Source organism: Streptomyces gossypii, assembly GCF_025165795.1.
GTDB classification, from domain to species: Bacteria; Actinomycetota; Actinomycetes; order Streptomycetales; family Streptomycetaceae; genus Streptomyces; species Streptomyces gossypii.
Window position 1 is genome coordinate 117,517 of the sequence record NZ_JAJAGO010000014.1, and the last position, 26,656, is coordinate 144,172.

Annotated in this window: 24 protein-coding genes; 12 read left to right on the forward strand and 12 right to left on the reverse strand. The window is 71.2% G+C overall.

Translation table 11 applies throughout. From position 1 onward, the window contains the following. Positions 1 to 51 precede the first annotated feature (51 nt). A complete protein-coding gene (locus LHJ74_RS27085; protein ID WP_260220887.1) occupies positions 52 to 1,548 on the forward strand; it encodes an alpha/beta hydrolase in 1,497 nt (498 codons plus the stop codon). A gap of 4 nt (positions 1,549 to 1,552) precedes the next feature. After that, the gene (locus tag LHJ74_RS27090; protein ID WP_260220888.1) at positions 1,553 to 2,206 is read left to right on the forward strand and encodes a hypothetical protein; all 654 of its coding nucleotides are present in this window, start codon (positions 1,553 to 1,555) and stop codon (positions 2,204 to 2,206) included. 121 nt (positions 2,207 to 2,327) lie between these two features. Here LHJ74_RS27090 and LHJ74_RS27095 read toward each other — a convergent pair whose 3' ends face one another. Genes LHJ74_RS27095 through LHJ74_RS27110 form a run of 4 tightly spaced genes read right to left on the reverse strand, consistent with a single transcriptional unit; the run spans position 2,328 to position 5,753 of the window. Beyond that, positions 2,328 to 2,993, reverse strand: coding sequence for a response regulator (locus LHJ74_RS27095; RefSeq protein ID WP_260220889.1), 666 nt, complete (start codon positions 2,991 to 2,993; stop codon positions 2,328 to 2,330). Further along, positions 2,990 to 4,117: a sensor histidine kinase gene (locus tag LHJ74_RS27100; protein ID WP_260220890.1), complete on the reverse strand. Its 1,128-nt coding sequence runs from the start codon at positions 4,115 to 4,117 to the stop codon at positions 2,990 to 2,992. Before LHJ74_RS27100 ends, LHJ74_RS27095 begins: the two co-directional genes overlap by 4 nt. After that, complete coding sequence (locus LHJ74_RS27105) at positions 4,114 to 4,833, reverse strand: ABC transporter permease (RefSeq protein ID WP_260220891.1); 720 nt, start codon at positions 4,831 to 4,833, stop codon at positions 4,114 to 4,116. The genes LHJ74_RS27100 and LHJ74_RS27105 overlap by 4 nt, the downstream gene beginning before the upstream one ends. Next, positions 4,830 to 5,753 carry an ATP-binding cassette domain-containing protein gene (locus LHJ74_RS27110; protein ID WP_260220892.1) on the reverse strand — a complete coding sequence of 308 codons (924 nt, stop codon included), beginning with the start codon at positions 5,751 to 5,753 and terminating at the stop codon, positions 4,830 to 4,832. The genes LHJ74_RS27105 and LHJ74_RS27110 overlap by 4 nt, the downstream gene beginning before the upstream one ends. Positions 5,754 to 6,318: 565 nt before the next feature. Here LHJ74_RS27110 and LHJ74_RS27115 point away from each other — a divergent pair. Both LHJ74_RS27115 and LHJ74_RS34520 read left to right on the forward strand, forming a co-directional pair. Continuing rightward, entirely contained in the window at positions 6,319 to 6,810 is a 492-nt protein-coding gene (locus LHJ74_RS27115) for a hypothetical protein (RefSeq protein ID WP_260220893.1), read from the forward strand. Continuing rightward, entirely contained in the window at positions 6,761 to 7,015 is a 255-nt protein-coding gene (locus LHJ74_RS34520; protein WP_375546849.1) for a hypothetical protein, read from the forward strand. The genes LHJ74_RS27115 and LHJ74_RS34520 overlap by 50 nt, the downstream gene beginning before the upstream one ends. Positions 7,016 to 7,092: 77 nt before the next feature. On the opposite strand, the gene LHJ74_RS27120 is transcribed toward LHJ74_RS34520, so the two are convergent. Together LHJ74_RS27120 and LHJ74_RS27125 are read right to left on the reverse strand one after the other, a co-directional pair. Next, positions 7,093 to 7,539 carry a pyridoxamine 5'-phosphate oxidase family protein gene (locus LHJ74_RS27120; protein ID WP_260220894.1) on the reverse strand — a complete coding sequence of 149 codons (447 nt, stop codon included), beginning with the start codon at positions 7,537 to 7,539 and terminating at the stop codon, positions 7,093 to 7,095. Between the two features lie 278 nt (positions 7,540 to 7,817). Further along, positions 7,818 to 8,903: a DUF5937 family protein gene (locus LHJ74_RS27125; protein WP_260220895.1), complete on the reverse strand. Its 1,086-nt coding sequence runs from the start codon at positions 8,901 to 8,903 to the stop codon at positions 7,818 to 7,820. Positions 8,904 to 9,002: 99 nt separating this feature from the next. Between LHJ74_RS27125 and LHJ74_RS27130 the strand changes: the two genes are divergently transcribed. From LHJ74_RS27130 to LHJ74_RS27140, 3 genes are all read left to right on the forward strand, one after another. Then, entirely contained in the window at positions 9,003 to 10,304 is a 1,302-nt protein-coding gene (locus tag LHJ74_RS27130) for an MFS transporter (protein WP_260220896.1), read from the forward strand. Positions 10,305 to 10,349: 45 nt separating this feature from the next. Continuing rightward, entirely contained in the window at positions 10,350 to 12,035 is a 1,686-nt protein-coding gene (locus LHJ74_RS27135; protein ID WP_260220897.1) for a ribonuclease J, read from the forward strand. Positions 12,036 to 12,262: 227 nt separating this feature from the next. After that, the gene (locus LHJ74_RS27140; RefSeq protein ID WP_260220898.1) at positions 12,263 to 13,036 is read left to right on the forward strand and encodes a hydroxypyruvate isomerase family protein; all 774 of its coding nucleotides are present in this window, start codon (positions 12,263 to 12,265) and stop codon (positions 13,034 to 13,036) included. A gap of 66 nt (positions 13,037 to 13,102) precedes the next feature. Here the strand turns inward: LHJ74_RS27140 and LHJ74_RS27145 are convergent, their stop codons facing one another. Next, positions 13,103 to 14,098 carry a LacI family DNA-binding transcriptional regulator gene (locus LHJ74_RS27145; protein WP_260220970.1) on the reverse strand — a complete coding sequence of 332 codons (996 nt, stop codon included), beginning with the start codon at positions 14,096 to 14,098 and terminating at the stop codon, positions 13,103 to 13,105. Positions 14,099 to 14,456: 358 nt separating this feature from the next. Here LHJ74_RS27145 and LHJ74_RS27150 point away from each other — a divergent pair, with 358 nt between their 5' ends. Continuing rightward, positions 14,457 to 16,292: a DUF2264 domain-containing protein gene (locus LHJ74_RS27150; protein ID WP_260220899.1), complete on the forward strand. Its 1,836-nt coding sequence runs from the start codon at positions 14,457 to 14,459 to the stop codon at positions 16,290 to 16,292. A gap of 95 nt (positions 16,293 to 16,387) precedes the next feature. Here the strand turns inward: LHJ74_RS27150 and LHJ74_RS27155 are convergent, their stop codons facing one another. The 4 genes from LHJ74_RS27155 to LHJ74_RS27170 are packed head-to-tail and all read right to left on the reverse strand — an operon-like array spanning position 16,388 to position 20,629. Further along, positions 16,388 to 17,410 carry a hydroxyacid dehydrogenase gene (locus tag LHJ74_RS27155; RefSeq protein WP_260220900.1) on the reverse strand — a complete coding sequence of 341 codons (1,023 nt, stop codon included), beginning with the start codon at positions 17,408 to 17,410 and terminating at the stop codon, positions 16,388 to 16,390. Beyond that, positions 17,407 to 18,321, reverse strand: coding sequence for a carbohydrate ABC transporter permease (locus LHJ74_RS27160; protein WP_260220901.1), 915 nt, complete (start codon positions 18,319 to 18,321; stop codon positions 17,407 to 17,409). The genes LHJ74_RS27155 and LHJ74_RS27160 overlap by 4 nt, the downstream gene beginning before the upstream one ends. Next, positions 18,318 to 19,268 carry a carbohydrate ABC transporter permease gene (locus tag LHJ74_RS27165; protein WP_260220903.1) on the reverse strand — a complete coding sequence of 317 codons (951 nt, stop codon included), beginning with the start codon at positions 19,266 to 19,268 and terminating at the stop codon, positions 18,318 to 18,320. Before LHJ74_RS27165 ends, LHJ74_RS27160 begins: the two co-directional genes overlap by 4 nt. Next, positions 19,265 to 20,629 carry an ABC transporter substrate-binding protein gene (locus tag LHJ74_RS27170; protein ID WP_260220904.1) on the reverse strand — a complete coding sequence of 455 codons (1,365 nt, stop codon included), beginning with the start codon at positions 20,627 to 20,629 and terminating at the stop codon, positions 19,265 to 19,267. Before LHJ74_RS27170 ends, LHJ74_RS27165 begins: the two co-directional genes overlap by 4 nt. Positions 20,630 to 20,770: 141 nt before the next feature. On the opposite strand from LHJ74_RS27170, the gene LHJ74_RS27175 reads away from it, so the two are divergent. From LHJ74_RS27175 to LHJ74_RS27190, 4 genes are all read left to right on the forward strand, one after another. Further along, positions 20,771 to 21,895, forward strand: coding sequence for a substrate-binding domain-containing protein (locus LHJ74_RS27175; RefSeq protein ID WP_260220905.1), 1,125 nt, complete (start codon positions 20,771 to 20,773; stop codon positions 21,893 to 21,895). A gap of 197 nt (positions 21,896 to 22,092) precedes the next feature. Continuing rightward, complete coding sequence (locus LHJ74_RS27180; RefSeq protein WP_260220906.1) at positions 22,093 to 22,752, forward strand: TetR/AcrR family transcriptional regulator; 660 nt, start codon at positions 22,093 to 22,095, stop codon at positions 22,750 to 22,752. Positions 22,753 to 22,756: 4 nt separating this feature from the next. Further along, positions 22,757 to 24,271 (forward strand): MFS transporter, encoded by a 1,515-nt coding sequence (locus LHJ74_RS27185; protein WP_260220907.1) that lies wholly within the window; start codon positions 22,757 to 22,759, stop codon positions 24,269 to 24,271. A 157-nt stretch (positions 24,272 to 24,428) separates the two neighbouring features. Then, a complete protein-coding gene (locus LHJ74_RS27190; RefSeq protein ID WP_260220908.1) occupies positions 24,429 to 25,124 on the forward strand; it encodes a type 1 glutamine amidotransferase domain-containing protein in 696 nt (231 codons plus the stop codon). Positions 25,125 to 25,166: 42 nt separating this feature from the next. Here the strand turns inward: LHJ74_RS27190 and LHJ74_RS27195 are convergent, their stop codons facing one another. Continuing rightward, positions 25,167 to 26,561: an NAD(P)/FAD-dependent oxidoreductase gene (locus tag LHJ74_RS27195; protein ID WP_260220909.1), complete on the reverse strand. Its 1,395-nt coding sequence runs from the start codon at positions 26,559 to 26,561 to the stop codon at positions 25,167 to 25,169. Between the last annotated feature and the right edge of the window lie 95 nt (positions 26,562 to 26,656).

Consider the following 26,656-nt stretch of genomic DNA (forward strand, 5'->3'; position numbering starts at 1 on the left):
CCCAAGCACGCCCGTTCCGGCGCCCCCGTGCACCCCTCAGGAGGACACCAGATGAACCGAACCTTGTCCCTCGCCCTCGCCGCCACCGCGGTGGCGACGACCCACGCGATTCCGGGAGTGTCGGTGGCGGCGACGCCGGACTCCGTGCGGTGGGGCCCGTGCTCGGAGGCCGCCTCGGCGAAGGTCGCGGTCGCCTCGGCGAAGGCCCCCTTGCCCCGTCTGGAGTGCGCGACGCTCGACGTCCCGCTGGACTACCGGGATCCGGACGGCCGACAGATCGAGATCGCGATCTCCCGGCTGGCGAGCAAGGAACCCTCGCAGCGCCGCGGCGTGCTGCTGACCAATCCGGGCGGCCCCGGCATCACGGGACTCGGCTACCCGGCCGTTCTCGCCGGCTCAGGGCTGCCGCAGAAGGTGCTGGACTCCTACGACCTGATCGGCTTAGATCCGCGCGGCGTCGGCCGCAGCACGCCGGTGACCTGCGATCTGACGCCGGAGCAGCAGGCACGCGGCAACGTCCCGCCGTACGCGCACACCGCGGCCGATGTCGCGCGGGAGGCGCCGAACGCGCGGACCATCGCCGAGCAGTGCGCCACCGCACGGACGGCGTGGATGCTGCCCCACACCACCACCGCGAACACCGCGCGCGACATGGACCGGATCCGGGCGGCGCTGGGCGAGCCGGAGCTCTCGTACCTCGGTGCCTCCTACGGCAGCTACCTCGGTGCGGTGTACACGACGATGTTCCCGAAGCGCAGCGACCGGATCGTGCTCGACAGCAACCTGGGCCCCGGCGGTTACGACGTCACGGCCATGCGGTTGCTCGCCCGTGGAATGGAGGACAGGTTCCCGGCCTTCGCGGCCTTCGCGGCCGCGCACCCCGAATACGGTCTGGGCACCACACCGGCGCAGGTGACCGCGAAGTTCTTCGAACTCGCGGAGCGGCTGGAGGCGAAACCGGTCCAGGGCTTCGACGCGACGTCGTTCCGCGGGATCACGTTCGACCGCCTCTACAGCGACGCGGACATGCCCCTGGTGGCCAAGACCTGGCAGGCACTCGACACGGACCAGCCGCCGCCGCCCACCCCGCCGTTTCCGAACATGGAGAACTTCATGTCCGCCCGCTTCTCAGTGATATGCGGCGATTCGCGCTGGCCGGAGACGGTCCGGGAGTATCAGCGCAATGTCGCGGTCGACCGGCTGAAATACCCGATGCTGGGCGGGTCCACGGCCAGCATCGGACCGTGCGCGTTCTGGCCGGACGAGCGGGTCGAGCCGCCGGTACGCATCGGTGACCGGGGCCCGTCGAACGTGCTCATGGCGCAGAACGAGCGCGACCCGGGGACGCCGCTGGTCGGCGCCCAGGATCTGCGGCGGGCGTTCGGGAAGCGGGCCACGATGGTGACGGCCGACCAGGGCGGGCACGGTGTCTATCCGTTCGGCCCCAACACGTGCGCGAACGACGCGGTGACCGCGTTCCTGACCACCGGGCAGCGCCCGGCGGAGGACCTCGCCTGCGCGGCGGAACCCAGCAAGCAACAGGAGTAGAGGCATGCTCAAGGAGTGGCGGCATCGTCGGGCTGTGCAGCGGGTCAAGCCCGGGGACGGGCGACCGTTGAAGCGTTTCCGCTGGTGGCAGATGCTTACCCGCGCACTGTTCCATCTTCGGCTGATGAACGACGACGGCCGGCAGACGGTCTACGCCGTCGACGTCAAGCATCAGAATCAGTCGGAGGGCTACGTCAAGGCCCACCTGTACCTTGATGGCAGGCATCACGCCGAGTCCAAAGTCCCTGCCGTCTTCCCCGTTCAGGGCGGCACCGTCGAAGTAAGGGCGAGCAGCTTCGGGCTCAAGCGCTGCCACTACGTCGCCGCCGAGGGGGCCGAGCACCAACTCGTCCCGGACCCCGACTCCGCCGAGGGGCGCCGCGCGCGCCTCGACCGCGAGCACCCCGCACTGAGCCGCTGTATGGGTTTCCTCTCGTCGATCGTGCTCGTCATCGGTCTGGTTCTCCTGATCCTTCAGCTCGCCGAACAGGTCACCCGGGCGCCGGAGGGCGTCGCCCAGTATGTCGGGACGCTTACCTCGCCCATTGATCTGCCGGCATGGGGCAACGTCGTGGTCGGGCTCGCTACTGCGGCGGCCAGCACGGAGCGGGCGCTGCGGCTGCGCTACAACTGGCTGCTCGACGGCGGGGCGGGCTGACCCCCGCTTCGCGGACTCGCCTGGTCCGGCCCGCGCCCTGCCCAAGCGGATGCGTGACTATGACGACTCCGGCACCGGCGGCGGCGCGGACGCTCAGGCGTCTGCCGCAGCGGTTGCGGGCTCAGTCCGAGCTGCCCGGGAGTACGAAGCCGTTTTCGTAGGCGAATACCACAGCTTGGGCGCGGTCACGCAGATGGAGCTTGGCGAACATGCTGCCCACGTGGCTTTTCACCGTCGCCTCGGTCACGACCAGGTGCGCGGCGATCTCCGGGTTCGACAGGCCCCTGGCCACCAGGAGGAGGATCTCCCGTTCCCGGGGAGTGAGACCGTCCAGCAGCTTGGCCCGGGGCCGGAGCGGTCCGGTGCGGGTGGCGTAGTCCTCGATCATCCTGCGGGTGATCGACGGAGACAGCAGGGCCTCACCGGCGTGCACGACGCGGATCGCCTCCAGCAGGCGGTCGCGTGAGGCGTCCTTGAGCAGGAAACCCGACGCGCCCGCCCGCAGTGCTCCGAAGACGTACTCGTCCAGGTCATAGGTCGTCAGGATCAGCACCCGGGGCGAGGAATCGGCGGCGGTCAGCCGCGCGGTGGCCTCGACGCCGTCCATGCGCGGCATCCGGATGTCCATCAGGATCACGTCGGGGCCAAGGGCAGCGGCCTGGGTCAGTGCCTCGTGGCCGTCGGCGGCTTCGCCGGCGACCTCGATGTCGTCCTGGGTCTGCAGGAACAGCCGGAAGCCGGTGCGGATCAGCTCCTGGTCGTCGACGATCAGAACGCGGATGGTCATACCGCGTCCCCGACCGGGAGCCGGGCGGTCACCAGGAAGCCGCCGGCGGTCCGGCCGGCGTCCAGGCTGCCGCCTGCCACCGCCGCACGCTCCCGCATTCCGAGGATGCCGTGCCCGCCGACCGACGGGACCGGGACACCGCCGCCGCCGTCGTCCTCGACCGTGACGTCCAACCGCGTCGGGCCGTAGTCGAGCGTCACCGTGACCTGGTTGGGATCGGTGTGCTTGAGCACGTTGGTCAGTGCCTCCTCGACGATCCGGTAGGCCGACAGTTCGAGGCCGTCGGCCAGCGGCTGGGCCTCGCCGGTGACCTCGAGCCGCACGGGCATACCGGCGGTCCGGTAGCCGGAGACCAGCTCGGCGAGCTGATCGAGCGACGGCTGCGGTCGCCACTGTGCACCGCTGTCCGGCGTGCGCAGCAGGCCGAGGATCCGGCGCAGCTCGGCCAGGCTCTGCTCCGCGTTGGCCTCGACCCGTTCCAGTGTCTCAGCCGCGACCTGGGGCTCGGTCGGCAGGACGTCCCGGGCGCCGCGCACGCCGATCAGCGTGACGGTCACCGAATGGGCGACGATGTCGTGGAGTTCGCGGGCGACCGAGGCGCGTTCCCGCTGTGTCGCGATCTGGTCGAGCTGGTCACGCTCGCGTTCCAGGGTGGCCGCGCGGTCCTCCAGCGCCCGGGTGTAGCGCCGCCGGGTCTGCAGGTACGAACCGAGGGCCCACGCGCCGATCGAGAGGGGCGGTGAGCAGATGCTCGCCAGCTCCAGGTACAGCATCGTCGGGACGAGCACCGCCCCCGAGACCCTGCGGTCACGCAGATCGGCGAGCGAGGCGAGGGCGACCACGGCGGGCCCCCCGCCCGGCGCGTAGCCCAGCCAGACGAGCACGGCGGCACCCGCACAGGCCGTGGCGAGCACCGCCATGGGTGCGCGGCGGCGGCCGAGCAGAGCGGCGCCGACCAGCACCGTCACCACCACCGGGAGCGCGCCGACACGGGTGTTGCTGTCGAAGAACACCCCGAGTTCCACCGCGGTCGTGATCATGGCCAGCGCGAGGTCGAACAGCGCCGAGCGGCGCGCGACCAGCGGGTCGCACGCCGCCCTGGCACGCCGCAGGAACCGGTTCACGCCAGATCGCGCCGTCGCTCGACGACGACCGCGACGAGCGCGACCGCGGCCGTCCACGCGGCCAGTACCCATCCGGCCTCGACGACCGACAGGGTCGTGTGGTGGGTCATCCGGCTCAGCACGCCGGCCGCGCCGAACGGCGTGAGGTTGACCATCGACTCCGAGACCCCGGACAGCAGCGGGATCACGGCGAAGTTCACGATCAGCAGGACGACCACCCCCAGGACCGGGCTACGGAGCAGGGCGCCGAGGGCGGCACCCAGGATCGCGGACAGGACGAACGCCACGAGGTTGCCCGCCACGACGGCACCGACGTCTCCAGAGGTGAGATCGGGACCCGGCTGGTCCCTCAGCAGCGGCAGCGCAAGCCCGACCGACACCATGGTCGTCAGCGTACCGAGCAGGAGCCCCATCAGCGCGTAAGCGGTAATTCTCGCCGACAGCACGACCCCGCGGTGACGGCGGCCCACCAGAGCCGCCGGAGCGGCCGTCCGGTGCCGGTACTCCCCGGCTGTACCGACCAATCCCCAGAGCAGAAGCAGGATCGGCAGCGCCGAAAGAGCCTCCTCCTTCTCGGGCACCTCGTCCAGCGTGCCCGACCACACCGCGACCGCCAGGACGTTGAGGACGGCGAACGCGACCCCGCCCACCGCGAAGCCCAGCACGGTCCGGGTGGTCATGGTCTTGATCAGTTCACCTCGCAGCAGATGGCTCAACGGTCCGCCCCTCCCGTGAGGCCGAAGAACGCATCCTCCAGCGACGCGGTCCGCTGGACGATCTCCTCCAGCAGGAGGCCGTCGCGGTGGGCCAGCCGTGCCACCTCCGTGACGTCGAGCCCTTCGACCAGCAGCCCGCCTCCGTCATCGCGCCCTGTGCGGCCACCGGCCGCGACCACCAGCGCCGACAGGCGCTCGGCCTCGGCGGTGCGCACGACGACGGTGCTCGCCCCGGACCGTTCGAGATCCCGGATCGTGCCTTCGTGGACCATCCGGCCCCGGTCGATCATGATCACGTCGTCGACGGTCTGGGCGGCCTCACCCAACATGTGGCTGGACAGCAGGACCGTGCCGCCGTTCGCGGCCCGATCCCGCAGCAGCGTACGCAACCAGCGGATGCCCTGCGGGTCCAGGCCGTTCACCGGCTCGTCCAGCACCAGGATCTCCGGATCGCCCAGCAGCGCCGCGGCGAGCCCGAGCCGCTGCCGCATGCCCATCGAATACTTCCCGACCCTGCCCTGGGCCGCCTCCTCCAATCCGACGAGTTCCAGGACCTCACCGACCCGGCGGCGGGGCAGCCCGGCCAGCGCGGCCAGCGACCGCAGGTGCGCCCTGCCGGTTCGGCCGGGATGGGCCCCGCACGGCTCGATGTACACGCCGAGCAGGCGTGCGTCGGACCTGAGCTTCGTGGCTGGCGTGCCCCGTACGAACGCTCGGCCCGCTGTCGGCCGCGCCAGTCCGACGACCGCTTTGAGTGCGGTGGTCTTCCCTGCCCCGTTCGGGCCGAAGAAGCCCGTCACCCTTCCGGACCCGACCGTGAAAGACAGGTCATCGACTGCCGTTCTGCGGCCATAACGCTTGGTCAGCCCTTCGACCCTGATGGCCGCCGGGCCCCCAACGAACGCTCGTGAAGAAGTCATGCCGGAAGCTTCCGACGCGGTGATCTCTCAGTCATCCGCCCACGGTCGAAACCCCAACTCCGACCAGGGGAGGAGACCACCGCTGAGCGCCGCGGCCCAACGGCCCGCTCCAGCGCGGGGTGAGCAGCAACCGCGGCGATGCCGCACCGGCACAGGAAATGTGGCCTGAGGCCGTTCGGTCTGGGGATGGCCATAAGCCCCGACAGGTGGCTACCGTTGCATCAGCGACCTCCTCCGGCAGGTCCTGCCCGCGGTGACGCCTGGTTCCCAGGACGAGGGCCATCCGTCCTCGGCAACTGGCGCGCGCGGTCCATACTGGGCGACCGGCTCTGGCGCTCCTGCACCACGTGCCCTCCCTGCACCGATCACACCCCGCCGCCTGTGGGCCGGGCCGTGCGAACATGACGACCTTCGCCGTCAACGGCTGCGGAAGGTGGTCGAACCTCGGCGCCCGCCGGGCGGACATCCCTCGGCATCTCCGTCAGCCGCGGCACGGTACTTCGGCTGGCCGACGAGCTCTGCTTCGGGTGGGAACCTGCGCTCTCCGGGCCGCGTCCTTCCTGGTGTGACTGAATCGCCCGGCCTCTCCGTCCCTGACGACTGCGCGAGCTCCGACGGGGACGAAGAGTCCCTGCGGCCTGGTCCGCTGTGGCGCCACGCCCTGTGGGTGGCGGCCGTCACCGTCCTCGGGGTGGGCCTGGCTTGGGTCAACGCGTCCTTCCGGCTCGGCCATGATGAGTACGGGATGCCGCTCGCCGCTTCGGGGCACGTGCGGCCGTATCTGATGGCCTGGACCGCGACCGGTCTGGCGGCGGCAGCCGCGCTGCGGGTTGTCGCCGCCAGGGCTCCGCTCTACTGCCCGGAGGTGCCCGTCGTCGTACTCACCTTCATGGGCACCCGACTCTCACTGGGCTTTCGGCCGGAGCCACCGGTGCTGGGTGCGATGACGGCAGCCGCACTGACGGCAGTGGTCATATGGTGTGCCCTTGCGCGGCCCCGCGGCATTCGTGGCTACCGCGGACGGCGAGCTACTTCTGGCGAGCGAGGGGCAGGGTGAGCAGGGGCTCCGCACACCCGGCCGTCGGCGAAGCGCAGGTCAGCTGATCTCGTCAGTTGGCCACCAACTGCTTCGCCCAGCGGTGGTGGAGGTCGTCACCGACGACATGCCCTTCCTCGTGGACTCGGTGACCAACCGAGCTTGCTGCCGTACCTCACCGCACGCGCGGGCCCGATCTTCGACGCGGCTCAGAACCTGCTGCTGAGGACGTGGCGATGGCGGTGAGTGCCGTGCGTCGGTGTGCTGCGATCCCGGCACCGCTCCGCGGCGCGCGGGCCCTGACTAGATCGGACCGGACGTCTCCCGCAGAACCGCCGTGGGTGAGCGGAAATCGCCGAGACGCGCCCACGCGATTCTCACCCGGACGACGACGATCGCGGAGTCCTGGAGGGACGATGCGAACTGGGGGAAGGCATCCTGGTATGCGTCGGCGCAACGTTGTCGCTCGTCCCCTGCGGGGATGTCTGCCAGACCTTCGGCCTGCAGTGTCACGCCGTCGCGGCCGCCGACGACCACTGCCACACGGCCGTCCCGGCGCAGGTTGGCCACCTTGCGCGACACCTCCCGGGCGTCGAACACGAGTTCCCCGCGGTCCGTGACCGCCAAGGTGAGATAGGCCGACTGCGGGGAGCCGTCGGGGCCGAGCGTCGAGAGCACTCCGTCCCCGTGTGCAGAGAGGAACGCCACCATCGAGTCGCGGTCGAGTGGTCCCTCAAGATGCCCCGTCACGACGATCAGTCTAGGGCGTGTTTGAGAAGTGGCGCCGGTATGGCCCGCGGCGGCTGGTGCGTGTGCTCGCAAGGCGGAGGACCGCCCTCGTAACGGGCTACTCGGGCGATTCCGACAGCGCGGCGAGCGTGTGTGCCAGGCGTCGCGGGCCAGGCGGGACTTTCGAAACACGCCCCACTGCTGCGTTCGGAAAGGTCCACCGGCTCGCGATGCCCGGCACGCGCCTGTGCGTCATCGACCGCCTGTGCGTCATCGACGACGGCCCGGCCCAGCCCTGCTCAGCGCAGTACGGCCGCCAGCAGGTCGGACCCCAGTGCCGTCAGACCCGACAGGTTGAGGGTGTAACGGACATAGCGACCGTGTCGCCGTGCCGTGAGCAGACCCGCGCGGCGCAGGACAGCGAGGTGGCGGGAAACCTCAGGGGGTGAGAGTTCCCAGGCGTCGGCCAGCTCACCGGTGGTGTGCGGACCGCGGGCCAGGGTGCGCAGCAGCCGCAGCCGTACCGGATGTGCGAGTGCCTCCAGACGTAGTGTGACCGTTTCCAGCGATACCGGCTCTGATGGACTCGGCTCGGCCACGGGGTACTGCACCACCGGCTGCCACCCGGGCGCGTGGACCACCACCAGGTGCGGGCGGCCGAAGACACTGGGGATGAAGGTGACCCCGGTGCCGTGGGCGGCCGTCGCCTTGTCCTGCAGCTTGTCCACGATGATGCAGTTGCCGTCCGGCGCCAGGGTCACGGCGCTGGAGACCGATGCGAGTGCCGGCCCGGGGCCCTGGCGCTTCAGCAGGTCGTTCTTCAGGCGCAGATCGGTGGCGAGTTGCACGGCGACGCCCCTCCAGGCGGCGTCGAAGAATGCCTCGGCGCACTGTTCGAGGGTGTGGCGCACCCGCGCCCGCACGACGGCCGGGTCCGCGAGCAGCCGTTCCGCGAAGGCCTCTTGGAGCGCGCCGCGGGCCTGGGCCAGGTCCAGGGCCCGCTCGCGCGCAGTCGCGTCGGCGAGCGGCGACGGCGCGGCGAAGTGGACCCGGTTGCTGCCGCACGTGGTGATGAGCGCGGCGGCCACATAGGTTTCATCGTCGATCCGGTCCACATTGTCCAACTCCTCGGCGAGGGTGGGCCGGGGACGAGCGGGGACCAGGAAGTCGGCTCGCGAGGAACGCCAGAGGAACTCCGCTTCCCTGAGCCGCTCGGCCAGCTCCGGCCGGAGCCCAGCCCAGACGTCCCCGGCCCAGCCGGCGAGCTGCGGGTGATGCGCGGGTTCGGCCAGCACGTGCAGCATCGCGGTCAGCTCAGCCAGCGGGGAGGCAGCGAAGCGCAGTCGCCCGGACGGCAGGCCGCCGATGTCGATCCTCAACGTCATCCCCTCAGCATCGCTGACCGGATGGCCGACGACCGCGTCGGTTGACGGTGTCCGTCAACCGGCATAGTCGGCTCGGCGGCCGAACGCAGCGTTGTCGCCATGGCAACCACCACCAAGATCCAGCCGCGCGCCCTCGTCCGCGCCTCCGGAGGCTCCCGCTATGCCGTCGCCCTGGCCGTGGACGCGCTCGGCACCGGCTTGCTGCGGCCCTTTCTGCTGCTCTACGGAGTGTCTGTGCTGAGGCTGTCCGCGCCGGCCACCGGCATCGCCATGACGGTCGGCGCCGTCGTGGGTCTGGTGTGCATGCCCGCGGTCGGCCGATGGCTGGACCGGGGCGCACGCAGCACGGTCGTGGCAGCGTCGATGCTGGTGCGGGTGCTGGGCGTGGCGCTGCTGCTGGCCGCCCCGGCGGGGCACGTCTGGCTGTTCGCGGCGGCGGCGCTCTTCCTCGGCATCGGCAACCAGGCATGGCCGGCCGCCCATGCAGCCCTCGTGGCCACGGTCGCCCACGGCCGGGAACGCGACGCCGCCCTCGCAGGGGGCCGCGCCCTGCGCAACGCCGGCATGGGCGCCGGTGCACTCCTCGCCACCGCATGCCTGGCGGGCGGCACCACCGCATTGCAGGCGCTGGCAGCCGTCACCGGGCTCGCCTACCTCGCCGCGGCGGCATTGGCGTGGTCGGTCCACGTGCACGCTCATCCGGCCGCTGCCGCGGCCAAGGGCAGGGACGACGAGCCCGCACCCCGGATGCGCGCGCTTCTGGCCGCCAACGTGATCTACGTCTTCTGCCTCAACGTCCCCGAAATCGCGCTTCCTCTTGTCCTGGTGACTCAGATGCACGCCTCCCCGGTGTGGTCGGGGGCCATCTTTGTGGCCAACACGGTGCTGGTGGTCACCCTGCAGGTTCCGGTCACCGCCTGGATGTCCCGCTTCCCCCGCCGGTCCGTGCTGGCAATCGCCGGCGTGGTGCTCACCGCGTCCTACCTCGGCTTCCTCGCGGCCAACTTCCTGGGACACGGCTGGGGTGCCCCGGTCGTCGCCGCGGTGTCCGTGGTCTGCACCCTCGGCGAGATCATCTATGCAGGCAGCGCCACGGCGCTCGTCACCGCCCTCGCCCCGGCCCATGTCCTGGGACGCGCCCTCGCCCGCTTCCAGCTCTCCACGGGCTTCGGCCTCGCCGTCTCCCCGGTGGCCATCACCGCTCTCGCACCTCACGGCCCGGCCGCCCTCTGGGGCGGCCTGGCCGGTGCGACGCTGCTCTCCGCCGGGGCCGTTGCCACCGAGAAGGAGCAGGAAACGCGGCTCAGCGTTGCAGCCGCCGGGCGCGAGCAGGCTCGTGATTCTCGCACCGCGGGCTGGTCGCAGCGGCTGCGTGCGCGCCGCTTCGCGAAACGGCCGTAGGGTACCAGCGCGAGCTGAGCAGGGACCCTCCGGTAGCGTCACGGTATGAGCCATCCGCATCCTGAGCTGAAACCCGCCAAGCCGCTGCCCGAGGGAGGGCTGAGAGTCGTCGCCCTGGGCGGCCTCGGCGAGATCGGCCGCAATATGACCGTCTTCGAGTACGCCGGGAAGCTGCTCATCGTCGACTGCGGCGTGCTCTTCCCCGAGGAGCACCAGCCCGGGGTCGACGTGATCCTCCCCGACTTCTCCTCCATCCGTGACCGCCTTGACGACATCGTGGCCGTGGTGCTGACCCACGGCCACGAGGACCACATCGGCGGTGTCCCCTATCTGCTGCGTGAGCGGCGGGACATTCCCATCGTCGGTTCGAAGCTGACACTGGCCTTCGTGGAGGCCAAGCTCAAAGAGCACAACATCAAGCCCCGTACGGTGCGGGTGCGCGAGGGCGACCGCCGGGGATTCGCGCCTTTCGAATGCGAGTTCGTGGCGGTCAACCACTCCATCCCGGACGGTCTCGCGGTCGCGATCCGCACCGGCGCCGGGATGGTGCTGCACACCGGTGACTTCAAGATGGACCAGTTCCCTCTGGACGACCGCATCACCGACCTGCGCGCCTTCGCCCGTCTCGGTGAGGAGGGCGTCGACCTGTTCCTCACCGACTCCACCAACGCCGAGGTACCCGGCTTCACGACCTCCGAACGCGAGCTGAACCCCGCCATCGAGCAGGTGATGCGCACCGCGCCGAGACGCGTCATCGTCTCCAGCTTCGCCAGCCACGTACACCGGATCCAGCAGGTGCTGGACGCCGCGCACGAGCACGGCCGCAAGGTCGCCTTCGTGGGCAGGTCGATGGTCCGCAACATGGGTATCGCCCGTGAGCTGGGCTATCTCAAGGTCCCCTCCGGCCTGGTGGTGAGCCTCAAGGAACTGGAGAAACTGCCGGACCACCGGATCACCCTGGTGTGCACCGGGTCGCAGGGGGAGCCGATGGCCGCACTGTCGCGGATGGCCAACCGCGACCACATGATCCGCATCGGCAAGGGCGACACCGTGCTGCTCGCCAGCTCCCTGATCCCGGGCAACGAGAACGCCATCTACCGGGTGATCAACGGACTGACCCGCTGGGGCGCCAACGTCGTCCACAAGGGCAACGCCAAGGTGCACGTCTCCGGACACGCGAGCGCCGGTGAACTCGTCTACTGCTACAACATCGTCAAGCCCCGCCATGTCATGCCCGTGCACGGCGAATGGCGCCATCTGCAGGCCAACGGCGAGCTCGCCATCCGGACGGGACTCGACCCGGACCGGGTGATCATGGCCGAGGACGGCGTCGTCGTCGACCTGGTCAACGGCCGGGCGTCGATCACCGGCAAGGTGTCCGCGGGCTATGTCTATGTGGACGGCATGACCGTCGGCGGTGCCACCGAAGCATCGCTGAAGGACCGCGTCACCCTGGCGGAGGAGGGCGTCGTCACCGTCGTGGCCATCGTCGACGCCGACACCGGTGCGCTCGCCGAGGCGCCGGACTTCCTGGCCCGCGGGTTCGTCCATGACGATGCCACCTTCGAGCCGGTCGTCCCCGTGATCGAGAAGACCCTTGCCAAGGCGGCGGAGGAAGGGGTCGGGGACGCGCATCAGCTCGAACAGCTGATCGCCCGGGCAGTGGCCTCATGGGCCTTCCGGACCCACCGGCGCAAGCCCTTGATCATCCCCGTCATCATCGACGCCTGACCGGTCCGGCCGCCTCCCGTCCGGACCGCCCCGGCCCGTCCCGGGGCCTGTCCGGCGGAATCCGGTCCTGCGGAATCCGGCCCGGCGGCCGTCGGCGCGGCCGTGCCTTCGCCTCCACGAGGGAGAAAGTGGGCGGGGAGGGCCGTAGGCACGGCGAGAAGTGGGCAGATCGCCGTGGGCACCGGGGTGTTCCGGGGCCGCATGGCCAGCGGAAGAGGAGCGAGCGGATGTACGAGTTGTCGGCGAACCTGGAGCTGCTGTTCACGGAGGCCGGTGACGACTACGGGGACCGGGTGCGTGCCGCCGCGGACGCGGGCTGTACCGCCGTGGAGATCTGGAGCGCCACCGACAAGGACCTGCCCCGTCTGGGGCGTGCCCTCTCGGAAACCGGGCTGGACCTGTGCACCATGATCGTGGAACCTCGTGCACGGCTCGCACTCGAGGAGGAGCACGAGTCGTTCCTGGCGGGCGTACGCGCCTCAGCCGACCGGGCAAAGGAACTCGGCTGCCCCCGGCTCGTGATCACCTCCGGAGCCGGTCTGCCGTCCCGGACGAGGGCGCAGCAGCACGCGACGCTGGTGGACGTCCTGCGAAAGGCCGCCGACCTCATCGCCGGGGAGGGAGTGACACTCGTGCTGGAGAACCTCAACACACGGGTGGACCATCCGGGTTCGCTGCTCGACGTGACTGCCGACTGCCTTGAGGTGATACGGGGAGTGGACTCCCCGGACGTGGCGCTCCTCTACGACCTCTACCACTCGGTCGCCATGGGCGAGTCGCCCGCAGAGGTGCTTCAGGGCGCGATCGGTCTCGTTTCGCACGTACAGATCGCGGACTGCCCGGGGCGCGGAGAGCCGGGGACCGGAGACATCGACTGGGCGCAGCAGTTGCGCGCCCTGCGGGACCTCGGCTACCAGGGCCGTCTCGGGCTCGAATACTTTCCGGTGCAGCCCAGCGTGGAGTCGCTGGCGCTCATCCGGCAGCTGGCCGAGGCGGTCTGACGCCGGACAGCGGATGCGGCCCGGTCGGCTGGGCAGCGAGGGCAGCGAGGGTGGTGAGTGGTGCCCTCAGCCCCTGCGGGCCGCCGCGGCGGCGGTGCTCTCGCGAACGACGAGCCGGGTGGGTACGAGAGTGGTGCCGCGTTCGGCTTCCTCGTTGCGGATCTGCCGCAGCACGCCTTCGACACACTGCCGCCCGACCGAGGCGAAGTCCTGGTGGACGGTGGTGAGCGGGGGGAAGAAGGACCCGGAGCCGGGGGTGTCGTCGAAGCCCACCACGCTGACGTCCTCGGGCACTCTCCTGCCCGCCTCGTGGAAGGCACGCAGGAGCCCCAGCGCCATCTGGTCGTTCGCCGCGAAGACCGCACTGCAGTCGGCCTCCTCGGCCAGCGCGAGCCCGGCGCGGTAGCCGGACTCCGCGGACCAGTCACCGTGCAGCACGGGCGGCACTTCCCGTCCTGCTTCCTCGAGCGTCGCCCGCCACGCGTCGGCACGGCGTTGCGCGGAGAAGGACTCCGCTGGCCCCGCGAGGTGCCACACACTGCGGTGGCCGAGCTCCAGCAGGTGGCGTACGGCGGTCCGTGCGCCGCCCGCCTGGTCGGTGTCGACGACGCTGTAGCGGTCACCGGCGTCGGAGTCGGCGACGACGATCTGGATGTGCGGCGGCAGCGACACCTTGGCGGTGTCCAGCAGATGCACCTCCATGATCACGATGATGGCGTCCACCGCGAGTTCCCCGAGCCGGGTGAAGGCGCCCCGGATGTCGTCCTGCGTCGGGGCGGCAACCGGGAGCAGCGTGACGGCGTACCCCTCGTCGGCCGCCGAGTTGGCGATGGCCTCCAGCGTGCGCATGTTCCCGGTCGTGGAGAGGGTGAAGAGGATGACGCCGATGGTGCGGAACTCGCCGCGCTTCAGGGCCCGTGCGGCGCTGTTGGGCCGGTAGCCCAGCTCCTCCATCGCGGCCAGTACGTGTCGCCGGGTCGACTCGACCACGGCCGCGTCCCCGTTGGAGACGCGCGAGACCGTCTGTGAGGAGACACCGGCGTGCCGGGCGACGTCGGCCATCGAGGTGCGCCGGCCAGGGCGGGTGCGGCTGGAGCGCACCGGCCGGGGGACTCCCGCTGCTGCGCTGGTGGCGTCGGTCACCACGGCCCCTTCTTCGTCACGGCCCGTGCCGGCAGGTCTCTTGACCTCACGACAGGCGCGCTGTCAGGATCAGCCTGATTATGTTTACGTAACCATTCTAGCAATGCTCCACCCGGGCCAAGCGGGGCTCAGGCGTGCCCGCATCCGGGCGGTGTCTGCCGGCACCGGCACACCGCTCCCGCTTCCCGCAGTCCGCCGCGGCGGATCTTGGAGCGCTGGCCGGTGATCAGAGCGCCCAGGGGCGGGCAGCCGGGCACCCACACTTCGGAGGAATGGCGTGCAGGAGAACCGTGAGCTCAGCCCGTACACCGGCTGGACCCGCGCCCACTGGGAGCTGGCGGCCGATCAGCTGCTCGCCGCCACCCGGGCGTATGCCACCCCGGGCCAGGCGCTGTTCCACTTCCCCGGTGACCTGCACAGCTGGTCGGGAAGCCGGTCGGACGGCCTGGAGGGCTACGCGCGCACCTTCCTGCTCGCCGCCTTCCGGGTCGCGGGGGCGCGCGGGGCCGACCCCGCCGGGCTCATGGAGCGCTACGCCGACGGCCTCGCCGCCGGGACACTCACCCCCGGCGGTGACGGTCCCGAGGACTGGCCGCTGATCCGGGACCGGAGCCAGCCCCTCGTCGAAGCCGCCTCGATCGCCCTCGCCCTGCGGCTGACCAGGCCCTGGCTGTGGGACAGGCTCGACAACGACGTACGGGAACGCGCCACCGCCTGGCTCGCCGACGCGCTCGACGCGCAGCCCTGGCCGTGCAACTGGGAGATGTTCCCCGCGACCGTCGGCGGGTTCCTCGCCGAGACCGGTGAGAACAGGCTCGCGGCGCGCGCGGCCGTCGACCGCGGGCTCACCCGCATCGAGGAGTGGTACGAGGGCGACGGCTGGTACACCGACGGCGCCGGCCGCGCCTTCGACTACTACAACGGCTGGGCCATGCACCTCTACCCGGTGCTCGAAGCCTGGCTGTCGGACGACCCGGTGCTCCTCGACCGCTACGGGAGCCGCCTGAGGGACCACCTCCGGAGCTACCCCTCCTACTTCGGCGCCGACGGAGCACCGATGCACCAGGGGCGCTCGCTCACCTACCGGATGGCCACCGTCGCCCCGCTCTGGCTCGGCGCGCTGACCGGGCACACCCCGGCGGCCCCGGGCATGACCCGGCGGCTGGCCTCCGGCGCGCTGCGCTACTTCCTGGACCGGGGCGCGGTGGACCCGCGTACCGGCCTGCTGACCCTCGGCTGGCACGGCCCGTACGACGGGGTACTCCAGGGCTACTCGGGCCCCGCCTCGCCGTACTGGGCGAGCAAGGCGTTCCTGGGCCTGCTGCTGCCCGCCGGCCACGCGGCCTGGACGGCCGTCGAGGAGCCCGCACCTGCGGAGCGCGGCGACGCGGTGACTCCGCTGGCGGTGCCCAACTGGCTGCTCCAGTCGACGGTGGCCGACGGCCTCGTACGACTCCACAACCACGGCAGCGAGGACGTCCGCTACGACCCCTACTACACCCGTCTCGCGTACTCCACCGCCACCGGGCCGGCGCCGCGGGGAGCCTGGCCGGACAACCACTTCGGCCTGGTCGGCAGCGGCGGCGGCGTGTCCGCCCGCACGGGTATCGAGCCGATGGGCACGGGTCCCGGCTGGGCGGCGTCCCGGCACCTCGTCGACGAGGCCCGCGTCAGCAGCGTGGTGCTGGTCCGGGGGGCGGCGGAGGTACGGGTCCACGTCGTGCGGCACGCGGCGCCGGGTACGCAGGTCGTGCAGACCGGGTGGGCCGGTGGAGAAGAGGTGCGCTCGGAGCTGGCACCCGGCACCGGGCTTGCCACGGCCTCCTCCCGGCCGCGGGTGGCCACCGCCTACTCCCGGCAGGCGCTCACCCCCGCACTGTCGGGTGAGACGACCGACGCCGAGCAGGGGGACGTCTTCGTCTGCCTCGCGCGCCTGACGGCGGAGCCGGCGCCCCCGCCGCTGGATGAGGCGGCGGAGGCGGAGGTCGGGCGGGCCGCAGTCGGTGACGGCTTCGTGGTCTCCGTCCGCTGGGCCGACGGGGCCGTCCACCGGGCTGCGATCAGCGGGGGCGACGGGTCGGTCAGCGTCGGATACACGCCACCAGGTTCCTGAGCCGCCCGGTGGGGCCCGGTCGATCGCGGCCGATCGCGGCCGATCGCGGCGACCGGGCGGACCGGGCTGCCCGGGGCCCGTGTCCTCGGACCGGGCTACGCCTGCACTGCCAGGACCTCGCGCGTGACGGGCGCGACGGGGGGCAGCCCGGCGGCGTAACGCTCCAGCTCGGTCAGTGCCGAGGCGGTCATCAGCCGGGTCTCCGAACCGAGTGACCCCGCGATGTGCGGGGTCAGCAGCACGTTGGGCAGCTCGTACAGCGGGGAGGAGGCGGGCAGCGGCTCCGGCTCGGTGACATCGAGCACCGCGTGCAGCCCCCGTTCCACGCAGGCGCGCTCCAGCGCCGCCGTGTCGATCAGCGAGCCACGCGCGGTGTTGAGGAGCACCGCGTACGGCGGCAGCCTCGCGAGCTCGGCCGCGCCGATGAGATGACGGGTCTGCGGCAGCGCCGGAGCGTGCAGACTGAGGATGTCGGCCTGCGGCAGCGCCTCGTCGAGGCGGGCGGGCTCCGCGCCCGCGGCGGTGATCGCCGCCGGGTCGGCCACCGGGTCGACCACCAGGACCCGCGCGAGCCCCGGCCCCGCGAGCAGTTCCGTGACCCGGCGGCCGATCCGGGAGAAGCCCACCAGCACCACCGTGCGGTCCCGGCCGCTGAGTTCGCCGCGCCGCTCGCGGTAGGACCAGTCCTCCCGGTGCCGCCGTGCGTCCGCGGCCAGGAAGGGCACCTTCTTGAACGCCCACAGCACGGCTGCCAGCGTGTAGTGCGCGACGGGCTCCGCGTTGGCGTCGGCCGCGGTGGTGACCAGCATGCCCCGGTCGAAGACCGGGTCGCCGACATGCTCACGCACCGATCCCGCGGCGTGCAGCACCGCGCGCAGACGGGGCGCGGCGTCGAGTACGCGTGCGTCCAGCGGGGGACAGCCCCAGGAGGTGATCAGCACCTCGGTCTCCGCCAGCCGCCGAAGCACCGGAGCGGAGCGGCTCTCGTGTGCGGCACCCGGCGTGCCCAGTGAGGCCGCGCGCCGCAGCCTGGCCATCTCGGCCTCGCCGAACTGCTGCCGCAGCGTCTCCTGATCCATCATCAGCAGGGTTTCCGGCCTGCGCACCGCAGAGGTCACTTGATGCTCCCGCTGGCCAGACCACTGCGCCACTGGCGCTGGAGCAGGACGAAGGCGAGCACCAGCGGTACGACGGCCAGCAGCGACCCGGTGATCACGAGCGGGTTGTACTGGGGGAACTGCGTCACTCGGGTACTCCACTGATAGATGCCGAGGGTCATGGGGAACAGGTCCGGATCGGTGAGCATGACCAGCGGCAGGAAGAAGTTGTTCCAGATGCCGACGAACTGGAACAGCAGCACGGTCACGAATCCCGCGCGCATCATGGGCAGGGCGATGGTGAAGAAGATGCGCAGCTCACCGGCGCCGTCCACGCGGGCGGCCTCGATCACCTCGTCGGGTACGGCGGCGTCGGCGAAGGCGCGGGCGAGGTAGACGCCGAACGGGTGCGTCAGCAGCGGCAGGAAGACGGCCCAGAAGGTGTTGACGATGTGCAGTTGCGAGGCCAGCAGGTACAGCGGCAGCGCCAGCGCCGTCGTCGGGACGAGCACGCCGGCGAGGGTCACTCCGAACAGCAGCTTGCGCCCGGGGAAGTCGAGTTTCGCGATCGCGTATCCGCAGGCGGTGCAGATCAGCGCGCCGAGGAGGGCGCCGAGGCCCGCGTAGAGGGCCGAGTTGCGTATCCAGGAGAGGAAGACGCCGTCCTCCTCGGCGAACAGGGCGCTCAGGTTCTCTCCGAGGTTCCAGTCGGCCAGTTCGAACGCGCTGGTGGTGGAGAAGTCCCCGACGGACTTGGTCGCGGAGGTGACCAGCCACACCAGCGGCAGCACGCTGTAGAGCGAGGCGATGACCAGCAGAGTGTGCACGGCGGCGCGTGAGGTCCACGGCGACGCGCCCACTCCCGTACGGGCGCCGGTCCGACGGGGGGCACGGTCTCCGCGCTGCTCGGGTGTGCGGACGGGCGCGGTCATCGGGACCTCCGGGTGGACAGGCGCATCACGAATGCCGAGAGCAGGGCGGAGGCGACCGCGAGCAGCACGGAGGCCGCCGCCGCGCGGCCGTAGTCATTGCTGACGAACGCCGACTCGTAGACATAGAGACTCGGCGTCCAGCTGCTGGTGACCGACCCGGTGAAGTTGCGGAGCACCATGGGTTCGGTGAACAGCTGGAGGGAGCCGATGAGGGTGAAGACCAGCGCGACGAAGGCGGTCGGACGGATCATCGGTACCTTGATGGAAAGGGCGGTGCGCAGCGGGCCCGCTCCGTCGGCACGGGCCGCTTCCAGCAGTTCGCGCGGCACGGTCTGCAGGGCCGTATAGAAAATGATCATGTTGTATCCCAGCCACTGCCAGGTGGCCATGTTGACGATGGACGTCAGCACACCGTTCGAGCCCAGCGGGTCGAAGGGCAGCATCGAGCTGATCGGTCCGACGTCGGGGCTGTAGAGATAGGCCCAGATCAGTCCCGCGATCACGCCGGGCACCGCGTAGGGCAGGAAGACCGCCAGCGACCACACCTTGGCCATCCGGACGACCGCGGAGTCCAGCAGCAGCGCGAGCACCAGGGCGCCGCCGAGCATCACGGGTATGTGCAGCGCCGCGTAGAGCGCGACATTGCCCACGCCCTCGAGGAAGGCCGGATCGCTCAGCACCGTCTGGTAGTTGCCGACATCGACGAACACCTGTCGCGGCCCGTCGAAGCCGAGCCCCGACAGGCGCTCGGTGAACAGGCTCAGCCAGACCGTGTAGCCGATCGGCACCAGGACGGTCCCCAGCAGCAGGAGGACGAACGGCCCGGTGAGCAGCATGGCCGCCGCGTTGCGGCGGGAGCGTCCGCTCTTCCGGGTGCTGCCGCGCGGGCGCGGGCTTCCGGCTGCCGCCTCGGACTCGGCGGACCGGGCTGGGGCGAGGCTGCTCATCTGCGGCTCCCTTCTTCGACGGAGAGACCGCGGCGCCGCATGTCCGAGACGCTGGAGGACTGCACCTCGCGGATGGCGGACGGAAGGTCGGTGCCCCCTGCGGGCACGCTGCCGAAGGCGTCCTTGACGGTGGAGAACAGCCCCAGGGCGTTGGGCCCCCACGTCCAGTCGGGGACCCGTTCGGCGGCCTCGTCGAGGACGTCGTAGACGGGATCACCGAGGAAGTAGTCGTTTCTGAACTCGCCGCGGGCGGTCTTGCGGCTGGGCAGGTAGCCGGGGAAGGGCAGGGTGAACGTGGCGCCGATGCGCGCCACTTCGGGGTCGGTGCTCAGCCAGCGCAGGAAGGTGAGCGCCGCTTCGGACACCTCGCTCTCGTCGGAGACGGCGAAGGCGGTCCCGCCCTGCATGCCGTTGGCGGGCTCGCCGTCCCAGGTCGGCATCGTCGTCACGGCCCAGCGTCCGTCGTCCTCGGGGATGGACTTCTTCAGCATGCCCACGCTCCAGGAGGCGCCGAGCAGACCCCACAGTCCGCCTTGGTGCATGGCGGCGATCCAGTTCTGGGTGCCGGTGCCGCCGGTGCGGATCAGCCGGGAGTCGATCAGGGACTGCCAGTACTCGGCGGTGCGCAGCGTTCCCGCGTCGTCGACGCCGACCCGCCAGGTGTCACCGTCGATCCGCCACCACGGGTCGCCGGACTGCCAGGCCATGCCCGCGAAGAACGAGCCGTCGTTCAGCGGGAAGGTGGTGATCCGCGCCGCGCGGTCGGCCTGGCGTACCTGCTCGGCCGCGTCGCGGAACTGCTCCCAGGTCCGGGGCACCCGGATCCCGTGCTTGTCGAACAGGTCCTTGCGGTAGAAGAACACCATCGGAGCGAGGTCCATGGGGACCGCCCAGGTGCGCCCGTCGGGCCGGACGCCCTGCCATGCGGCCGGGGAGTAGCCGTCGGAGAGGTCGGCCAGATCGGGTGTGAGGTCGCGCAGGCCGCCGGTCAGCAGCACCTGCGGAAGTCCCTGGTACTCCACATGCAGGATGTCCGGGGCGTTGTGGGCCTTGATGGCGTTGGTCTGCTGCGCGTATCCGCCCGACAGCCCGGCGGCGATGACGCTCAGTTCGACGTGGATGCTCCGCTGTGAGGCGTTGAACGCGGCCACGTACTTGTCCATGCCGGTCAGCCACGACCAGATCCGGACCGTCGTGCCCTCCGAATCTCCCTGGAAGACCGTACAGCCGGAGAGCGTTCCGCCGGCGAGCGCGCCTGCGCCGAGCGCGCCCGAGGTGCGCAGGAAGGTCCGGCGCGAGCTGAGGGGTCTGCCGACCGGGCTCCGGCGGGCGTTGCCGCCGGTAACCGATGAGTTGGGCACCGTTGATTTCCCTTCTGCGGGGTGGTGCAGGCCACCAGAGCCTGTGCGATAGTTCGAAGTCAACGAGTAAGAAGACAAGCGAACAGAATCGATCAGGAACGAAAGATCCGAGCCCTCGAAGACCCACCGGACAGGCCCTGGATGACCCTCGCTTCGCAACGGCACGAGTTCATACTGGCCGCTGTCCGCAGGCACGGATCCGTCCCTCTTGCCGATCTCGCCGAGCAGCTCGGGGTGACGGCCGTGACGGTGCGGCGAGATGTGACGGCGCTGGCGGACCGGGGGCTCGTCATGCGGGTCCACGGCGGCATCACCGTGCCCCACGGCGGTGTGCCGGGAGGCCAGCCGGACAGCGCGCCACGGTCGGCGTACGGCGCCCTCGCCGCTGGATCACTCGTCGGGATGGTCGTCCCGTCCGTTGACTACTACTGGCCGCAGGTCATCCAGGGTGCCCAGTCCACCGTCGCCGCCGCGGGCGGGAGGCTGGTGCTGCGCGCCTCCAGCTACGAAGCGGCCGAGGACCGCCGGCAGGTCTCCGCGCTGCTGGCGCGCGGGGTACGGACACTCCTGGTGGCGCCCACCACGGACGGCGCGGCCGGACTGGACGTGCTGCGCTGGCTGGGCACGCTCTCCGTCCCGGTCGTCCTCGTGGAGCGCCTCCCGCCGCCCGACCTGCCGACCCTCGCGCTGGATGCCGCCACCACCGCGCACGCCCTGGGCGCCGGGCTGGCGGTGCGGCACCTGGTCGCACGGGGACACCGCCAGGTGGCACTGATCACCTCCCGGTCCAGCCCGACCAGCCGGGCACTGCGCGCGGGTTGGCGGGAGACGGTCGCCTCGCTGGAGCTGGGCGACCACGGAGCACTGGACCTGGACGTGCCGTCCTACGGCGCGGCGGGCTGGACCGGCGCCTACGACACGGTGCTGGCGCAGTGCCGGAGCCGCGGGGTGCGGGCGCTGCTGATCCATTCGGACCGGGAGGCCATCGGCATGGTCCAGCGGGCCCAGGACGGCGGGATCGCCGTACCGGAGGAGCTGGCGGTGGTGACCTACGACGACGAGGTGGCCGCCGCCTCGGACCCGCCGCTGACCGCCGTCCGGCCCCAGAAGCACCGGCTGGGGGCACTGGCCGCCGAACTCGCGCTCGCCCGGGTGGCCGAGACCATCGAACGTCCCGTCCACCGCGTCCAGTTGTGGCCGACCGTGGTCGTCCGGGATTCCTGCGGCGGCAGGGAGAGCCTTCCGGGTGACTTCGGAGCCGTCTGACCGGCGACGCACCCGGCGACGGCGCACCGCTGAGTCTCCGCCGCGACAGGTCGCCGTGCTGTGCCGACCGGGGGACGCGCCGCCCGGCTGAGGCGACACGCGTGACCCGCCCGCCCGCGTACGAAACGTTTGCGTTTCATAGCGGCGCCTTCTAGAGTTAGCGTACGAAACCGTTTCGTACGATAAGGATGCAGCTGATGCCCGCAGACATAGCCAAAGCCCAGGTGCGCCGCCCGCGCATGACCGCCGAGCGGGAGGCCGAGGTGCTGGCAACGGCGCTCGACGTGCTGCGTGAGGTCGGCTATGGGGCCATGACGATGGACGCGGTTGCCGCTCGGGCCCATTGCAGCAAGGCCACCCTCTACCGGCTCTGGCAGGGGAAGCCGGAGCTGCTGATCGCCGCCCTTCGCCGTACCCAGCCGATACCGGAGGGAATCGACACCGGCTCCCTCCGCGGTGACCTGATGTCCCTTGCCGCCCGGATGTCGGCCTGCGCCGAGCAGGACACCGATCTCGTCGCCGCACTGGGGCACGCGACGCTCACCGACCAGGACCTGGTCAGGGCGCTGCGCAAGTCACTCGTCGAGCCAGACGTCGCCCATGTGACCGCGTTCGTCGAACGCGCGGTCGAACGAGGGGAGTTGGCGTCCTGGCCGACGGCGGCGGAATTCCTTCCCCAGATGCTGTTCGCCGCGGTGGTGTCCCGGCCGCTGTTCGAGGACGCCTACGCGGACGCGGAGTATCTGGCGAGCTTTGTCGAGCGTGCAGTGCTCCCCGCACTGCTGCACTCCTCCACCTCCTCAACGACTGATGCACCGACTGATTCACCGACCCCTCGTCATTCCTGGAGCACTTGAAGCCATGTCACGTACCTCCGTCGGCGCGTCTGTCGGCACCCCAGGGGAGAATCCGGCCAGCAGCCAGACTGAGCCTCCGGCTCATCGCTGGTGGATCCTGGCCCTCATCGGCATCGCCCAGCTGATGGTGGTGCTCGACGCGACGATCGTGAACATCGCACTGCCGTCCGCCCAGGCGGATCTGGGCTTCTCCGACGGCGACCGGCAATGGGTGGTGACTGCCTACGCCCTTGCCTTCGGCAGCCTGCTGCTGCTCGGCGGCCGGATCGCCGACCTCTTCGGCAGGAAGATCACCTTCCTGGTGGGCCTTGTCGGCTTCGCCGTCGCCTCCGCCTTCGGCGGTGCCGCGAGCAGCTTCGAGATGCTGGTCGTCGCGCGTGGCCTCCAAGGCGTGTTCGGCGCCCTGCTCGCACCCGCCGCACTGGCGCTGCTGACCACCACCTTCACCGACGTGAAGGAGCGCGGCAAGGCCTTCGCCGTCTTCGGCGCCATCGCGGGTGCCGGCGGCGCCGTCGGTCTGCTGCTCGGCGGTGTGCTCACCGAGCACCTCGACTGGCGCTGGACTCTCTACGTCAACCTGGTCTTCGCCGCTGTCGCCCTCGTCGGCGGCGTGGCGCTGCTGAAGGGCGTCGGGCGGGACCGCACCATCGCGCTCGACGTCCCCGGTACCCTGCTGGTCACCCTCGGCCTTTTCGGCATCGTCTACGGCTTCTCGAACGCCGAGTCCCATGACTGGGCGTCACCCCTCACCTGGGGCTTCCTGATCGCCGGTGCCATCCTGGTCTCCGTCTTCGCCTGGTGGCAGACGCGGGCCCGGCATCCCCTGCTGCCGCTGCGCGTGGTCCTGGAGCGCGACCGAGGCGCGTCCTTCCTGGTCATGCTCATCAGCGGCGCGGGCATGTTCGGCGTGTTCCTCTTCCTGACGTACTACCTCCAGCAGTCACTGGGCTACACGCCGATCGAGACGGGCCTCGCCTTCCTGCCGATGATCGGCGCCCTGCTGATCACCTCCACCGTGGCCACCACGCAGCTGGTGCCCCGCATGGGCCCGAGGCCGATCGTGCCGCTCGGGCTCGGAGTGGGCGCGGCGGCCCTGGTGGGGATGACCACCCTCGATCTGAACAGCGGCTACGTCACCCATGTGCTGCCCCAGCTGGTCATCTTCGGAGCGGGTCTCGGCCTGGTGTTCGCCCCTGCGCTGAGCTCGGCGACCGCGGGCGTCGCGGCGTCGGACGCGGGTGTGGCGTCCGCCCTGGTCAACACCATGCAGCAGGTCGGCGGATCGGTCGGCACCGCCCTGCTCAACACGCTGGCGGCCAGTGCCGCCACCGACTATCTCGAGGGCAAGGACGCGAAGGATCCGAGCGTGATCGCCCAGGGCGCGCTGGACAGCTATGCGACGGCCTACTGGTGGTCGGCCGGTTTCTTCACCGTCGGCATGGTGGTCAGCGCGCTGCTGTACCGTCGCGGGGTCCAGGCACCCCGGAGTGAGGAATCGGCACCGGCAGTCCACATCTGACGGCTCCGCCGTGCGCCCGTCAGGGATTACGGGACAGCCCTTAGCGGGTGTCCTCTTGGCTGCCAATGGCCCGGCGATCTATCTTCGGGACATCAGCAGGAGGCCGGTACGGCACCTTGGCAGGAGCCGACTCGGCCGGCCCCCGGAGAGAGGCGAGATGGCAAAGATCCTTTTCGTAGTGACCGGTGCCGCCCACTGGACGCTCGCTGACGGCACGCGGCACCCGACCGGCTTCTGGGCCGAGGAGGTCGTCGCGCCGTACGAGGTGTTCACCGACGCGGGTCACGAGGTCGTGGTCGCCACCCCGGGCGGCGTGTTGCCGACCGTGGACCAGGCGAGCCTGGCCCCGGAGGCGAACGGCGGGCAGGAAGGCGCCGACCGGGTCGCGGACTCCCTCGCGTCGATCTCCGGACTGCGAAGTCCGCTCCGGCTCGAGGATGTGGAGCTGGCCGACTACGCCGCGGTCTACTACCCCGGTGGCCACGGCCCGATGGAGGACTTGGTGGCCGACACCGACTCCGGCGGCCTGCTGAGGGACACGCTCGCCTCGGGCAGGCCGCTGGGCGTGGTCTGCCACGGCCCGGCGGCACTGCTGGCGGCGAAGAACCCGGACGGCAGCTCGCCCTTCGCGGGCTACCGGCTCACCGGGTTCACCAACGCGGAGGAGACCCAGGCGGGCTTGGCGGCCAAGGCGAAGTGGCTGCTCCAGGACCGTCTCGTCGGCATCGGCGCGGACTTCCAGGAGGGCAGGCCCTGGGCCTCGAACGTGGTCGTCGACCGCAACCTGGTCACCGGGCAGAACCCGTCCTCCTCTGGCCCGCTCGCGACCGAGCTCCTCAAGATCCTGGAGTGACGCACCGGGACCGGCACGGCGGGTAGCGCTAGCCCGCGCGGGTCACCGTACGCGTGCCGCCCGTGTCTCGGCGGCCGTCAGCGGTGGGCCGGGCAGCGGCGTGCCGCCGCCCGGCCCCAGCAGCGTGGCGAAGGCGGCCCGTGGGGAGACCAGCCGGGTCATCGGACCGGAAAGCGTCAGCGCCTCGAAGAGCGCGTCGGCAGCGGCCGGGCGGGCGTTGGCCGTCACCATGAGACGGTCCATGTAGCGCTGGAGAATCCGCGCCGGAAGGCGGGGAGCTTCGCCGACGGCCTCCGGGTAGAGCACGTCCTGGGTGGTTGCCGTCGTCCAGGCGCACTCCACCGTGCGGGCGAGGGCTCGCTGGAGCCTGCGGGCCGTCCCGGTGGCGGCCGGGTCGTGCCGGTCGAGCCCGTACCCCAGGGCCACCGCACCCTGCGCGGCGACGGACATCCCGTGTCCGTAGACGGGGTTGTAGGTGGCGACGGCGTCGCCGAGCACGATGAAGCCGTCCGGCCAGTGGGGGAGACGCTCGTAGAAGCGCCGCCGGTTGACGGAGCTTCGGGTGGTGCGGACGGGCCCGAGCGGTTCCGCTCCGGCGATCAGGTCGCCGACGACGGGGTGGCGCACCGCGCGGGCAAAGCTGACGAAGTCCCCTTCGGCGGCGGGTGGTTCACCGCCGCGGGTGCCCGAGAGGGTGACGAGCCACTTGCCGCCCTCGACGGTCAGCAGCGTCGCCGTCTGGCCCGGACGGTCCGCGTGCGGATCGGCCTGGACGTTGACGACGGGAAAGTCGGCGGGGAGGCCGGGCGGGGCACGGAAGAGGCGGGTGGCGTAGGCGAGACCGGAGTCGACGGTCTGTTCGGTCACCGGCGGCAGTCCGAGGTCAGCCAGCCAGTGGGGGGCACGGGAGCCGCGCCCGGTGGCGTCGACGACCAGGTCGGCCTGGCAGTCCTCGCTCGTGCCGGAGTGCCGGTCCCGCAGCCGTACGCCGGTGATCCGGGTGGCGCTGCCCAGCAGTTCCTCGGCCTGGCAGCCCTGCCGCAGCTCGATGCCGGGGCGGGCCAGCACCTGTTCGCGCACGGTCCAGTCCAGCAGGTCGCGGGTACAGGTGAAGAGGTACTGCATCTGCGGCCAGCGGCGCAGCCATCCCTGTGGCGAGAGGGAGACCAGTCCGTCCGGCATGCCGGTCTTGCGGGCACCGGCGTCCAGCAGCCGCTGCTCCGTACCCGGCAGCAGCGACTCCACGGCCCGCGCGCCGCCCGACCAGAGCAGGTGGGCGTGCCGGGCCTGCGGCACGCCTTTGCGGGGCTGCGGCCCCGCGGGCAGCAGATCGCCGTCGACGAGGGTCACCTGGTCCAGCTGCCGGGAGAGTGCGGCGGCCGCCAGGGTGCCGGTCAGTCCGGCGCCCAGGACCACCGCGCGCGTGGGTCCGCTCACCTGGCTCCTCCGAGGACGCCCCGGTCTTCCGACACGGCCGGGTCGGCTGACAACTGTGCGTGGCGAGAACCACACGCGTACGCCGTGCTGATCGA

Excerpts from the sequence above, each read along its gene's own strand:
- LHJ74_RS27085 (WP_260220887.1), top strand. The coding sequence starts at position 52 with ATGAACCGAACCTTGTCCCTCGCCCTCGCCGCCACCGCGGTGGCGACG.
- LHJ74_RS27090 (WP_260220888.1), top strand. The coding sequence starts at position 1,553 with ATGCTCAAGGAGTGGCGGCATCGTCGGGCTGTGCAGCGGGTCAAGCCC.
- LHJ74_RS27095 (WP_260220889.1), bottom strand. The coding sequence starts at position 2,993 with ATGACCATCCGCGTTCTGATCGTCGACGACCAGGAGCTGATCCGCACC.
- LHJ74_RS27110 (WP_260220892.1), bottom strand. The coding sequence starts at position 5,753 with ATGACTTCTTCACGAGCGTTCGTTGGGGGCCCGGCGGCCATCAGGGTC.
- LHJ74_RS27125 (WP_260220895.1), bottom strand. The coding sequence starts at position 8,903 with ATGACGTTGAGGATCGACATCGGCGGCCTGCCGTCCGGGCGACTGCGC.
- LHJ74_RS27130 (WP_260220896.1), top strand. The coding sequence starts at position 9,003 with ATGGCAACCACCACCAAGATCCAGCCGCGCGCCCTCGTCCGCGCCTCC.
- LHJ74_RS27135 (WP_260220897.1), top strand. The coding sequence starts at position 10,350 with ATGAGCCATCCGCATCCTGAGCTGAAACCCGCCAAGCCGCTGCCCGAG.
- LHJ74_RS27140 (WP_260220898.1), top strand. The coding sequence starts at position 12,263 with ATGTACGAGTTGTCGGCGAACCTGGAGCTGCTGTTCACGGAGGCCGGT.
- LHJ74_RS27145 (WP_260220970.1), bottom strand. The coding sequence starts at position 14,098 with ATGGCCGACGTCGCCCGGCACGCCGGTGTCTCCTCACAGACGGTCTCG.
- LHJ74_RS27160 (WP_260220901.1), bottom strand. The coding sequence starts at position 18,321 with ATGACCGCGCCCGTCCGCACACCCGAGCAGCGCGGAGACCGTGCCCCC.
- LHJ74_RS27165 (WP_260220903.1), bottom strand. The coding sequence starts at position 19,268 with ATGAGCAGCCTCGCCCCAGCCCGGTCCGCCGAGTCCGAGGCGGCAGCC.
- LHJ74_RS27175 (WP_260220905.1), top strand. The coding sequence starts at position 20,771 with ATGACCCTCGCTTCGCAACGGCACGAGTTCATACTGGCCGCTGTCCGC.
- LHJ74_RS27180 (WP_260220906.1), top strand. The coding sequence starts at position 22,093 with ATGCCCGCAGACATAGCCAAAGCCCAGGTGCGCCGCCCGCGCATGACC.
- LHJ74_RS27185 (WP_260220907.1), top strand. The coding sequence starts at position 22,757 with ATGTCACGTACCTCCGTCGGCGCGTCTGTCGGCACCCCAGGGGAGAAT.
- LHJ74_RS27190 (WP_260220908.1), top strand. The coding sequence starts at position 24,429 with ATGGCAAAGATCCTTTTCGTAGTGACCGGTGCCGCCCACTGGACGCTC.